We start from the raw sequence: 12,788 nt of genomic DNA, 5'->3' as shown, positions 1-12,788 counted from the left end.
GTACCTCCGAAAGTTTCTAAAGCCGGGGATATAGGGGTATATACCTAAGTGGGTAGAAATATATAACGAGTGTAAGCGACAATTGCCACATTTTTTTATCATGGGCGGGACATGGCTCTGAGCCTGCGAAAGACCGGGCGGGGCAGAGGACCCCACCCTTGCGGATCGTGCTTCGGAGGTGCATTGCCGGGCATTTTCTGCTATGGTGCAACGCGTTCAAACACCATGAGGAGGCTAGGAGCGGATGCGGACCTTGACAGAGACAATACGGATTTTTTCCGGCCTGATTATTCTGGGTTGCGGGCTCTTTTTTGCCTTGCCCCAGCCCGTGGTTGCCCAATGCGGCCAGGCTGCCACCGTACCGCTTGCGGCGGAACCGCCTCTGTTTCAGGATGACCTGGCATATGAGTCTCTCGTTCCGGCCATTGACCGGAGTGTGCACTATCTCCGGCAGCTTCCCGGGGGAAAGGCCTTTGTCCTCTGCGGGGAAGAGTATTCGGTCAGCTGGCTCATCGAATCCCTGCTCGCCTTTCAGCGGATCATTGCAGAAAAACCCTCGGCCAAGGCCTTGACCGCTATCCTTAAAAAAGAGTTTACCCTGTGCCAGGCAACGGGGCGGGCCTCGGACCATAAGATGTTTCTCACCGGGTATTTTGAACCCCTTTTCAAGGCCAGTTTGGTAAAGACGGCTATTTACCACTATCCGTTATACCGTAAGCCCTTGGACCTGGTTTCCATTCCCGGCGGCAAGGGGAGGGAGAAGAAAACAGGCAGGATGGAGAACGGCAGCCTTGTCCCCTATCCTACCCGGGGTGAGATCGAGAAGGGCCGGTTACTGGCCGGGCAAGAACTGGTCTACCTGGCTGATCCGGTGGATGCCTTTATCCTGCATATTCAAGGGTCCGGCCAGATACAGCTTGCGGACGGTTCGTTGCGGCGGGTGCAGTTTGCCGCGAAAAACGGGCACGAGTACCGCAGCATCGGCCGGCTGTTGGTGGAAAAAGGGGTGATGCGGAAGGAAGAGGCGACCATGCCCAGGATCGTCCGCTATCTCAAGGAGCACCCCGAGGAGCAGGAGGGTATCCTGCACCATAACGACTCCTTTGTCTTCTTCCGCTGGGGGGATGATGGTGCGGTCGGCCCCTTGGGTTGCCTGGGAGAGCCCCTGACTCCTGGCCGCTCGGTGGCCCTGGATCAGGAATGTTTCCCGCCCGGTGGCCTCGCTTTTTTGACGACCCGCAAGCCAAGAGTCAATGCGGCCGGGGAGATTGTCGGCTGGGAGCCTTTGGGCCGTTTCGTGGTGAATCAGGATTCCGGTTCCGCCATCACCGGAGCTGGGCGGCTTGATCTGTTTTGGGGGGGTGGGAGTTATGCCGAGGTGGCGGCCGGCAACATGAAGCATCCGGGCAATCTGTATTTTCTGGTGAAAAAGAAATAGTTGTCAGAATCCGGCCCGTTCTTATACAATTCTTGCAGGGCATCGGGTTGCTCAGGCGACGGAACATGTTGGAGAGGGGACGGTCATGAAGCAGACGGAAATAGATTATTGGATCACCAGCATGTTGGAAACCTACGGCAATGTTTCCGACCTCAATATCACGGTGGGCAAGCCTCTGCAGGTGGAGACCTCCGGGCAGCTGGTGCCGGTGGTGGTGGAGCCGCCTGTCCCTTCGCTCACCCCTTTCCAGGCCGAGGTCTTTGCCTTGAATCTCATCGGCGGCAACAAGAGACTGCTCGATGATCTGGTCAAGCACGGCTCCTGCGATCTTTCTTACTGGTTGGGCCAGAAGGCCCGGTTCCGGGTGAATGTTTTCTCGCAAAAGACCAACCTTTCCACGGTGTTGCGGAAGTTGGAGATGCAGATTCCCACCATCAGCCAGCTGAACCTGCCCAAGCTCTTCCACAAAATGGCCGGGGAGCGCAACGGCATCATTCTCGTCACCGGCGCCACCGGTTCCGGTAAATCCACCAGTCTGGCCGCGTTGTTGGACAAGATCAACGACGAGAAGCCGGTGCACATCGTCACCCTGGAAGATCCCATCGAGTATGTGCACCAGCACAAGATGGCGACCTTTAACCAGCGGGAGTTGGGCAATGATTTCGACTCCTTTGCCTCCGGCCTGCGGGCCGCCTTGCGGCAGGCGCCCAAGGTTATTCTGGTGGGCGAGATGCGCGATCGGGAGACCATGGAGATCGGCCTTTCCGCCGCGGAAACCGGGCATCTGGTGCTCTCCACCCTGCACACCGTGGACGCGGGGCAGACCATCAACCGGGTCTTGGGTATGTTCGAACAGGAGGAACAGGCCCAGGTGCGCAACCGCCTGGTGGACACCATCCGCTGGATTGTCTGCCAGCGGCTTTTGCCCAAGGTCGGCGGCGGCCGGGTGGCGGCCTTCGAGATCATGGGCATGAACCTGCGGGTACGCGAGCTGATCATGAACGGGGAAACGGAAGACAAGACCTTCTATGACATTATTGCCGATGCCAAGGCCCTTGGCTGGCAGACCTTTGACCAGCACATCCTGGAATTGTACGAGGACGGTCTGATCACCGAGGAGACTGCGGCCAGCTACTGCACCCGGAAAACCGCGGTCAACCGTGGGTTGGACAGCATCAAGTCCGCCCGGGGTGAGTCCACCACCGGGATCACCGGCCTGGGCATGGATGTGAAGCAGGAAGAGAAGCGGCGCTCAGGGTTTTAGGAGCCGTTTTACAGCTTACAGCTGTTAGCTTATAGCTTTAAGCTGGCAGCTACTATCGGAGGAAATCATGCTTGTCCAGTGCCCCCAGTGCCAGCATACCCTCATGCTGAGTGAAGCCCAGCTTGAAAAAATCAAGAGCGCCCTTGCCTCGCTCTCCGTAGGGAAAACCCTGAAAATCGGCTGTCCGAAATGTAAACATCCCATCGAACTCAACAGTGACGGCTCGGTGGCCGGTCAACCGGCGGGCGCCTTGATGGATGTGCTTTTTGCCGAGCATACCGGCAATGAGGATCAGGCGGCGGTGGGGATGGTGGCTGCGGCCCAGAAAAAACCCCAGCCGGTGCGCCTGCCGCCAGCCGCGCCCAAGCCGCCTGATCTCGGCTGGCTCTCCAGCGGGGTGTACAGCGAAAAAGAGGCGGTTGAGAACGTGCCGCACGCCCTGATCATGATCGGGGACGAGGAGATAACCACCCAGGTGACCATGGCTTTCGGCGAGATGGGCTACCAGCCCACCTATGTCCGCTCTGCGGAAGAGGCCATCGCCAAGATGCAGTTTATGAATTTTGAGGCGGTGGTGCTGCACAGCAGGTTTGAGGGGGGAGGACTGGAAGGCTCCACGGTTCACCAGTATCTGCAGGAAATGGCCATGTCCCGGCGGCGCTATATTTTTTATATCCTCATCGGCCCGGAATTTCGTACCCTCTACGATCTGGAAGCGTTGGCCAACAGCGCTAATCTGGTGGTGAACGACAACGATGCCAGCCATTTTTCCATCATCCTGAAAAGGGGGATGAACGATTACAATGACCTGTTCGGACCATACCTGGAAGCCCTGGGGAATTATGGGGTGAAGTAAGTATTGCGACCCCCTCTGCTCCTCTTCGGGATGATCACCGCAAGGCCATAACCACCTTGTTGCGGCCCTGATCTTTCGCGGCGTAGAGGGCCATGTCCGCTGCGGCATACGCGGATTCCAGGCTGCCGGTCACGGGGTCAAGCCGGCTGATCCCGATGCTGACGCTGAGATTTTTCTCCATCTCATCCCTGGCAATGGTTTGTAAGGCAAAGTTTTTCCGGATCCGCTCGGCCACGGCCATGACCTCCCCTTCTCCCGTCTCCACCACAAGGGCGGCAAACTCCTCCCCTCCCATCCGACCGAAGATATCCGAGCGACGCAACCCTGCGGTGCAGATCGAGGCAAAATCCTGCAGGATCCGGTCTCCTGTTTCATGGCCGAAGGTGTCGTTGACCTCTTTGAAATGGTCAAGATCGAACATCAGGAAAAAAAGATCCTTGTTATAGCGCTTGCTCCGGGCCACCTCCTGCTCCGCCAGAAACAGAAAATGACGTCGGTTGAACACCCCGGTGAGGCCATCCATGGTGGCCAGCATCACCAGTTTTTCTTCCTTGACCTTGCGGTCGGTAATGTCGAGCACCGCGCCGACGGCCCAATAGGCGTCGTCCTTTTTTATCTTGGAGATAAACACCTCGGCAGGAAAGAGCCTCCCATCTTTTTTTCTGGCCATGAGTTCGCGGGAGGTGTCAATGATGGGCCCTTGGCCTGTCCGCCAGAATTCTGCCAAACCGTCCTGCGCGGCTTGTTGCATTTCTTCAACAACTATCAGCGGGTGGAACTTTTTGCCAAGAATCTCCCCGCGCTCGTACCCAAAAACTTGCTCAGCTGCCGGGTTGAAAAAACGGACTACATCATGGTTGTCGATGAGAATCACGGCGCTTTGTACCGAGTTGAAAACAACCCGGAAGATATCCTCGCTTTCCTGCAGTTTTCGCTGGGAATCCTGGCGTTCCTGCTCCATGGCCCCGTATCGGGCCAAGAGGGAATCCAGCTTTTTTGAGAACGCGGAAATTTCCAGAATCCTCGCGTTCTTGCTACACATGCTCTGTTGCTGCTGGAGGAGGGATTTTTCTAGGCAGGCAAGGAACTGCTGTGAAAGACGCCGCACATGTCTTGAAAAAAGGAAGGAGATGACCAGCCCCACAGTCAGCAGCAAAACAAGTCCCACCAGAACGGTGAACAAGATTTTTTCCCTGGCTGTCTGTACAGAGGCAAGATTAATCTTTTTCCCGGCCCACAGTGTACTTGTCGCGTCCTGTCCGGCAAGAAAGGGGAGCCAGGCCATTTTCTGGCCACCAATGTCCCAGATCGCGGCTTTTTTCGAGGCAAAGATCTGTTGGAGCCCAGGGTAATCGAGGAAGGCTGAGGGATTCCTTGTCTCCGCGGAGAGATAGCAACCATCATGCAAGACCCAGAGCATTCCGGGAAAGGCCTGAGTGAGTACACCCATATCAATGTCGGCAACATAGGCCCCGATCGTTTCTCCTTCCGACTGGATCGGGGTGAGAATGCGGAGCAACAGCTGGTGGGTCTGGTGATCCTCTCCTTGCTGATTATTTCGTAGAGGAATGATCAGAAAGCCCTTGTCCTGCATGGCAAGAGTCTTTTTGATTGACTCCGGCTCAACCGTGAGCGGAAGGTTTGTGGTCTGTTTATATTTCGTGGAGCCCGCTATCTTGATCAGGGAAAATTGCTCGATCGCATCCTGATCAAGGACATGGATGCTCACCACGTCGTTATTTTTGGCAAAGGCCCTGTTCAACACGTCGGTATAGCGGAGAAAGGCTTTCTCCTTGGGGATGTTGCCGGCTCCACTCTCCCCGCGATCCAGGATCTCCATGACCGCTGGCAGCTGCGAGACAAAGTCGATCATCTGCTGGTAATGCTCAATCCTTGTTTCAAGGTGATGCAGCTCATCCTTGATGAAGTGTAGCTCTTCGCTCTCTTCAATGGCGCTCAACTGAGAGATGATGCCATTCAGGGTAAAAAAGGAAAACGTAATCAAGGGGGTGAAGCTGAAAACAAGGAGAAATCCCAGAACAAGGGTGCCAAGGCTCACCTGTCGCGGGAAAAATGGTTTTTTTAGTATGCCTGCCATGCCATGGTCCATGTCTTGGGAAAGGGGCCAGCCCCTGCGGTGAGAAAGGATTTCTTTTAATCGTAGCTGTTGGAGTTGGAAAAATCCAGAGATATCCTTGGGCCGGGCTGGGGCCGAGGATGCTCAGGGAAGCATGGTGGGCAGGAGGGCAAGGAGGTGTCGGCGCAGGGCGAGGCAAATCAGCAGGGTCAAGGCGGAGGAGAGCAGCATCAAGCGGTTGGCGCGGAGGATGTCCTGGGGTTCCAGTGGCCGGATGGGATCGCCGATGGTCGGTTTTTCCAGCACCGTGCCGAAGTAGCTGTTTGTCCCGCCCAGCTGCACGCCCAAGGCGCCGGCCACCGCCGCCTCGGTATGGCCCGAATTTGGGCTGGCGTGGGCGAACCGGTCTCGGAGCAGGATCAGCAGGGAGCGTTTGGGGTCGAGGCGGAGCGGGAAGGCTGCGGCCGGAATCATCAGGGAGGTGAGGCGGGCAGGGATAAAATTGGCCAAGTCATCCAGCCGGGCCGCAGCCCAGCCGAACTTGAGATATTGCGCATTTTTGTAGCCGAACATGGAGTCCATGGTATTGACCGCCTTGTAGAGCATGGCAGCCACCGGACCGCCCAGCAGGGCAAAGAAAAGCGGGGCTGTCACCCCGTCCACCATGGATTCCGCCACCGATTCCACTGCCCCCCTCGCCACCCCGGCCTCGTCGAGATTGGCCGTGTCCCTCCCGACGATCATCCCCACCCGCCTGCGGGCCTCTGGGAGATCCCCGTCCCGCAGGGCGGCGTAGACCTCGGTGCTGTGGCGTACCAAATCGCGGGCCGCGATGGTGGTGTAGAGCAGGAGGATGGACGCCGCATTGCCCAACCATGGGTGGAGGATGGTTGCGCCTGCAACCACACCCCAGGTTGTTGCCCCGGTCAGTGCCAGGACCAGGACGACAGAGGTGATTCCGGCCGCAAACGGCGGCAGCACGGCGCGGGTGAACCGCTCGCAACCGGAGCAGGCCGCGCCGATGATCCGCACCGGATGGGGCAGCCAGCGCGGGTCGCCGAAAAGTTGATCCAGGAGGATGGCGATCAGTATCTGATATTCGAGGCCGATCATTTTTTCAGCAACCGGTAGATGGCGCTCATGTCGATCTGGCTGCGCACCGCCTCGGCCAGCCGGTCAAAGGCCGGTTCCAGGTCATAGGTGGCCTGCACCTTTTTAAGCGGGGCAAGCCCCTGTCTTTGCCGCAACCGGTCGATGAACCAGCGCCGGAAGGGGTCCGCGTCGAAGATGCCGTGCAGATAGGTGCCCCAGATGGTTTGGGCGGGGTTGCCTACCCCGCCGCTTTCCCCGTTGCTGAAGATGAGGATGTTGCCGGTCTCTTTCGCCCGGCTCTGGCCGTGGTGGATCTCGTAGCCGTGCACCGCAAGACCCGAGGCGAGATGGTGGCCCATCTGCCGGGTCAGGGTTTTGTCTTTCTCCAGCACCGTGGCAAGGTTGAGCAGACCGAGGCCGGGCAGGGTTTCTCCGCTGGACTCGATATGGTAGGGGTCGTCGATCTTCTGGCCCAGCATCTGAAAGCCGCCGCAGATGCCGATGATCTCCTTCCCCTGCTGGCTGTATTGTTTCAGTCCCTCGGCCAGGCCGGAGCCAAACAGCCACTTGAGGTCACCGATGACGTTCTTGCTGCCCGGCAGGATCACCGCGTCCGCGTCCGCGATATCGGCGGGAGTTCTGGCGATTTTGACAAAGAGGTCCGGCTCGGCCAGAAACGGCTCGAAATCAGTGAAGTTCGAGATATGGGGCAGGTCGATGAGCGCCACAGTGACATGCTCGCCCGCAGGTCGCCTTGGGCTGAAAAGCCCGGCCTTGAAGTTCACCGAATCCTCTTCGGGCAAACCCAGTTCGGGCAGATAATCCACCACCCCCAGCACCGGCTTGCCGGTTTTTTGCACCATGTAATCAAGCGCTTCGGTGAGCAGCGATTTTTGGCCCCGGAAGCGGTTCACCACAAAGCCTGCGATCAACTCCCGCTCCCAGTCGTCAAGAATCTCCATGGTGCCGACAAAGGAGGCGAACACCCCGCCCCGGTCGATATCGCCCACCAGCAGAACTGCGGCTTGGGCATACCGGGCCATGGGCATGTTGACGATGTCGTGGGCCTTGAGATTCACCTCGGCCGGGCTGCCCGCCCCTTCCAACACCATGACCTCGTATTCGTTGGCCAGTGAATCATAGGCCGCCTGCACCGTGAGAAAGGCCTGGGGTTTGTAGGCCAGATAGTCGTTCACCGTCATGTTGCCCACCGGCTTGCCCAGGACGATGACCTGGCTGCCCGTGTCACTGGAGGGCTTGAGCAGGATCGGGTTCATGCGCACATCCGGGTCCAGAAGCGCGGCCTGGGCCTGCACCACCTGGGCCCTGCCCATCTCGCCGCCGTCCCTGGTGACAAAGGAGTTGAGCGACATGTTCTGCGCCTTGAACGGGGCGACCCGCAATCCATCCTGCAAAAGGATGCGGCATAAGGCGGCGGTGAGCACGGATTTGCCTGCGTTGGAGCAGGTGCCCTGAAACATGATGGCCGGGGTTTTTGGGCTGGGCATGATGCTTACTCGCCTTCTTTGCGGAAGATAACCAGGTTGCGGACCTTGCCGGAAAAGGGCAGGGTCAGTTCGACGATCTCCTGCAACCGGTAGGGGCTCTCCGGCTGGGCAAGCCGCCAGGCCGCGATCTCCTCTTCGGCTCGCGGGCCTTTCATGCAGATGACCTGGCCGCCCGTCGGATTGACCGCAGCGGTGTGCAGGAGAAATTCACCGATGTTGGTGAAGGCGCGGCTGGTGATGAGCGGCACGGCAAGGGTTCTGCCATCCACCTCAGCGGAGTTTTTTTCCAGTCGGCCGCAGAGGACCTCGATATCCTTGAGGCTCAGGGTTCTGATCACATGGCGCAAAAAAGAGACCCGTTTCTGACGGGGCTCCACCAGGATGACCGGCAGTTCCGGTCGGGTAGCCTTGAGGGCCAGGCCGGGAAATCCGGCCCCTGTGCCGATGTCGAGGAGCGTTTTCTGCGGATCTCCCGGCGGGGGAAGAACTCGGAGCAGACTCAGGGAGTCGAGGAAATGGGTCTCCCAGATCTCGCGCAGCGGTGCCTTGGCCACCAGATTGATCTTGGTGCTCCAGCGGAGCAACTCCCCGCAGTAGATCGCCAGCCGCGCACACGCCTGCCCGTCAAGGGTGATGGACATGGCACCGAGGCCTTCCTCCAGAATCTTTTTGCCCTGGGTGTCGGTCATGGGGAAATTGTTTTGCTGTTTTTCCGGTGCACCAGGGTGAGCCCGGCCAGGACAAAGGCCAGGGCTGCCAGATTGACATTGTAAAAGGCCAGCCCGGCCAGGCTCGCGACCAGAGCCAATCCGCACAACCACAGCGCGTTGCGCCAGATGGCAAGGCCAGCAAGGATCAGGCTCGTCCAGGCAAAAACCTGATTGTACATCAAGCGGCCTATCATGGAGCGGACCAGGCAGATAGTCTTGTCCGGCGTGTCCGCGCATACCCCCACCAGCCGTTCCGAGATAAAGACCCCGTGGCGCAGGGCGGCAAAGAATCCAAAGGCACCAAGCACCAAAAGGCCAAAGGGCAGCAGGGGGCGCAGCGAGACGCCACGGCTTTGCCGCCAGAGGGGATAGGCCAGCAAGAGGCAGAGAGCCACCCAGATATCGGCCTGCCAGTTCAGCGGGGTTTCATTGATCAGGATAGCCACGGCTCCAGCGGCGAGCAGCAGCCCGCTGAGCCTTTCGAGCATGCCCTGGGGTGCCTGGCTGCTCTGCCGACGGGAAAACCAGGCATAGGCAAGGGCGGGGATGGCAAAACCGAAATTGTTAAAACTCCGGTAACGGGCGTCCAGTACCAAGCCAAGCACACCGATCAGGGCGCAGGTGATTACTCCCAGCCGCAGAGCCCCGTATACGGCTTCCGCGCTGAGGCGGACTTTGCCACGCAGGAAATCCAGGGACGCATCCAGGCTGAGGTGGGCGGGCGTGGTCCCGGAAGCGATGGCTTTCAGGGCCAGCAGGTAGACGCTGGCGCAAAGCGAGAGAACGACAAAACCCCAGATGTATTCATAGGTATTGGTGGAGATGATGGAAAACTGATGTCCCTGCAGCACAATAAGGATGGCGCCGCCGGCCATGGCTGCGGAAAATTGCAGCCAGCGGGTTGCGCCCATATCGCGGTGGCGGCGGGCAATGAGCAGGGTCATCAGGGCAATGGCTGCGGATTGGGCAAACAGGGTAAGCCAGTTGGGAAAGTTCGAGACCGGTCCGGAAAGGATGTGCTTGTCGGTCCGCTCCGGGCTGTACAACCCCCAATAGCCGCCCACCGCCCCTTCCTTGATGCGTTTCCACGGCTGGTCAAAGGCCTCGATCAGGTTGTACTGCCAATGCTCCTGCTCGGCCAAGGCGATGAAACCGCGGATGAAACGGGCCTGATTCTCCGGGCTGGGCAGCGCCCCTTCCCGCATCCGTCCCTGGGAGGGCCAGCCGGTTTCGCCGATGACGATCTCCTTGCCCGGGATCTTCTCGCCGATCTCTTCCCTGATCTTTTTGATGTGGACCATGGCCTGATCGATGCCAACCGGATTATCCTCCCAGTAGGGCAGGATGTGGATCATGACAAAATCGGTGGCCTGGGCCACCTCCGGATGCTTGAGCCAGAACTCCCAGACATCGGCATAGGTGACCGGCACCCCGGGCAGGGCATCCTTGATTTGGCGGATATACCCGGCCATCTGCTCCCCGGTGACTTCCCGGCGGAGCAGGGCCTCGTTGCCCACCACCACCGCCCGGACGCTTTTCGGGTACCGTTTGGCCAGCTCCACCACCTTGTGCAGCTCCTGTTCGGTGACCTTCTCATCCACCGTCACCCAGGCGCCAAGGAGCACCTGCATCCCGTATTTTTCCGCATACTCGGGCAAGGCCTCAAGCCCGGCCACCGAATAGGTGCGGATGCAGGAGAAACGTTGGGAGAGAATGGCCAGGTCCGCGTCGATCCGGGCGGGGGCAATGGTCATGCCCTTGGCAAAATCAAAGGGGGACTGGTCCTTTTCAAAGGGCGCGTAGGAGACGCATTGCAGGGTGTGATCGGCAGCCAGTTCCGCTTCCGGGATCGGGCGCGGCTGGCCGATCCCATACCAGAAGCAGAAGATCGCACCCAGGGCCAGGGTATAGGCAAGAGTCGTGCGTATAATTGTTTTCATAATCACCTGTGGGTGGGGCGCGGAAGAATTTCTCTCTTGTACCCTGCGTGGGTTTGGCGGTCAACGGCAAAGACGGGGCATGGTGGGGGATGTGGCCGAGCGGATCAATTTGGAGGAGTTGTCGGCAGCTCCTGGCATTCCAGGGGGTTACGGCGGTAACGGGCCGGATTGCGGGGATCCTGGTGGATGATCACATCGGCCTGGGGAAAGACACCCATGATGGCGTCCTCTACCTCATCTGCCACCCGGTGCGCCTCGGCAAGGGGCAGACTCTGGTCAAGGTCGAGATGGAGCTGGATGTGCATGGTCTGCCCGGACTGCCGGGTGCGCAGGTCGTGGATGCCGAGGACGATTGCATGGGCCAGGACGATGTCGCAGATGCGTTGGCGGGTTTCTTCCGGAAGTTCCCGGTCCATGAGGATCTGCATGGCCTCCTGCCCGATCTGCCAGGCGCTGTAAAGGATGTACCCGGCAATGGCCAAGGCGCCTAACGGGTCTAGCAGGGGCCAGCCTGAGGCGACAAAAAACAGAGCGAAGATGGTGGCCGTGTTGGTGAGCAGATCGGTTTTGTAATGGAGGGAATCGGCACGGATGGCGGAGGAATTGGTCCGCTTGATGACAAAGCCCTGAAAGGCCAGGAGCACCAAGGTGGCTCCAATGGCAAAGACCATGACCCACAGGCCGACATTGATTGCTTGCAGAGGTTGGGGGTGATTCAAGCGTTCGATGGCGTGCATGAGCAGAAAGATGGCTGAACCGGCAATAAAGCAGGCTTGGCCGAGCCCGGCCAGGGCTTCTGCTTTACCGTGCCCGAACTGGTGATCCTGGTCCGCGGATTTCAGCGAATAGCGCACGGCAAAAAGGTTGATCAGCGAGGCGGCGCCATCCATGAGCGAGTCCACCAGGGAGGCCATGACGCTCAAGGAACCGGTCATGAACCAGGCCACGCATTTGACACCGATGAGCACTACCGCCGTGGCGGTGGAGGCATAGGTCGCCAGCTTGAGCAGGGTTGCGGTATCGTAGGGCTTGTTTGCTTTCATGAAAGGTTTTGATCCTTGGCTATGGTAACCACCCGTTGCGGGTAGGGGATGGAGATTCCGGCCCGGCCCAATTCTTGATACACCGCCAGGTTCACCCCATGCATGGTTTCGATGTATCGCCCGGTGGGCGCCCAGTAGCGGTAGCCGATGGCCACCGAGGAATCCCGAAAATCATCGATGCCGATCTGCGGTGCAACCCCGTTCTTTAGCTGAGGAAAGGTGGAGAGGGCCTGGGTGATGACCCCGATGGCCTGGACGGGGTCGGCGTCGTAGCTGATGCCCACCGAACTTTCCACAATGCGGTACTCCCCGGAATTATGCAGAATCTCCCCGACAATATGCTTGTTGGGCACGGTGATCTTTACCCCGTCCTCGGTGCGCAGGGTGGTGTGGGCCAGGGTAACCTCCTCCACCACCCCGAAGACCCCGGCCACCGTAATGGTATCGCCTACGATAAAGGTGCGGCCCAGGATGATGGCCAGCCCGGCCCCATAGTTGGAGAGCGGCCCTTTGAGGGCATAGGTGGCCCCGAAGGCGACCGCGCCGATGGCCGCGATGAAGGGGGCAATGGTGATCCCGAACTTGCTGAGGGCAATGAGCACCGCAAAGGTGATCACCACGATCCTGGCAAGGGAGGAGAGGAAATGGCGCAGGGTGACATCAATCCCCCGCCTCTCACAGAGTTTGGCCACGGCAACGGCGATCCAGTTGCCAAGCAGGAAGCCACCAATGAGGATGATGATGGCCCCGACCACCTGAAAACTGTAGTCCACCAGAAAGGCGATGGCTCGGTCGGCGATAGTGTTCAGTGCGGCAAGTTGTTGGTCCATGCGTGTCCTCCCCTGGCTGACGAATCTGTC

At 59.1% G+C, this 12,788-nt stretch carries 10 protein-coding genes; 3 read left to right on the top strand and 7 right to left on the bottom strand.

Translation table 11 applies throughout. The features are described 5' to 3' along the window. The first annotated feature begins 244 nt into the window (after window positions 1-244). The 3 genes from mltA to ACZ46D_RS09380 all read left to right on the top strand — a co-directional run bounded on the left by mltA (window position 245) and on the right by ACZ46D_RS09380 (window position 3,558). On the top strand, window positions 245-1,438 hold the full coding sequence (gene mltA, locus ACZ46D_RS09390; RefSeq protein WP_464927178.1) for a murein transglycosylase A: 1,194 nt from the start codon (window positions 245-247) through the stop codon (window positions 1,436-1,438). An 85-nt stretch (window positions 1,439-1,523) separates the two neighbouring features. Next, window positions 1,524-2,702 (top strand): type IV pilus twitching motility protein PilT, encoded by a 1,179-nt coding sequence (locus ACZ46D_RS09385; RefSeq protein WP_464927177.1) that lies wholly within the window; start codon window positions 1,524-1,526, stop codon window positions 2,700-2,702. Window positions 2,703-2,769: 67 nt separating this feature from the next. Then, window positions 2,770-3,558, top strand: coding sequence for a zinc ribbon domain-containing protein (locus tag ACZ46D_RS09380; RefSeq protein WP_464927176.1), 789 nt, complete (start codon window positions 2,770-2,772; stop codon window positions 3,556-3,558). 34 nt (window positions 3,559-3,592) lie between these two features. On the opposite strand, the gene ACZ46D_RS09375 is transcribed toward ACZ46D_RS09380, so the two are convergent. The 7 genes from ACZ46D_RS09375 to ACZ46D_RS09345 form a co-directional block, all read right to left on the bottom strand. After that, window positions 3,593-5,656, bottom strand: a complete 2,064-nt coding sequence (locus tag ACZ46D_RS09375) for a GGDEF domain-containing protein (RefSeq protein ID WP_464927175.1) — start codon at window positions 5,654-5,656, stop codon at window positions 3,593-3,595. Window positions 5,657-5,779: 123 nt separating this feature from the next. Beyond that, a complete protein-coding gene (cbiB, locus tag ACZ46D_RS09370) occupies window positions 5,780-6,748 on the bottom strand; it encodes an adenosylcobinamide-phosphate synthase CbiB (RefSeq protein WP_464927174.1) in 969 nt (322 codons plus the stop codon). Then, window positions 6,745-8,235, bottom strand: a complete 1,491-nt coding sequence (locus ACZ46D_RS09365; protein WP_464927173.1) for a cobyric acid synthase — start codon at window positions 8,233-8,235, stop codon at window positions 6,745-6,747. The genes cbiB and ACZ46D_RS09365 overlap by 4 nt, the downstream gene beginning before the upstream one ends. 5 nt (window positions 8,236-8,240) lie before the next feature. Then, window positions 8,241-8,924 carry a 16S rRNA (guanine(527)-N(7))-methyltransferase RsmG gene (gene rsmG, locus ACZ46D_RS09360; protein ID WP_464927172.1) on the bottom strand — a complete coding sequence of 228 codons (684 nt, stop codon included), beginning with the start codon at window positions 8,922-8,924 and terminating at the stop codon, window positions 8,241-8,243. Next, window positions 8,921-10,885: a glycoside hydrolase family 17 protein gene (locus ACZ46D_RS09355; protein WP_464927171.1), complete on the bottom strand. Its 1,965-nt coding sequence runs from the start codon at window positions 10,883-10,885 to the stop codon at window positions 8,921-8,923. The genes rsmG and ACZ46D_RS09355 overlap by 4 nt, the downstream gene beginning before the upstream one ends. 104 nt (window positions 10,886-10,989) lie before the next feature. Then, on the bottom strand, window positions 10,990-11,928 hold the full coding sequence (locus tag ACZ46D_RS09350) for a cation diffusion facilitator family transporter (protein ID WP_464927170.1): 939 nt from the start codon (window positions 11,926-11,928) through the stop codon (window positions 10,990-10,992). Beyond that, window positions 11,925-12,758, bottom strand: coding sequence for a mechanosensitive ion channel family protein (locus tag ACZ46D_RS09345; protein ID WP_464927169.1), 834 nt, complete (start codon window positions 12,756-12,758; stop codon window positions 11,925-11,927). Before ACZ46D_RS09345 ends, ACZ46D_RS09350 begins: the two co-directional genes overlap by 4 nt. Window positions 12,759-12,788 lie beyond the last annotated feature (30 nt).

The sequence above is a fragment of the Thiovibrio sp. Mzg5 genome, assembly GCF_055379285.1.
This window is presented reverse-complemented; position numbering and strand designations above follow the sequence as displayed.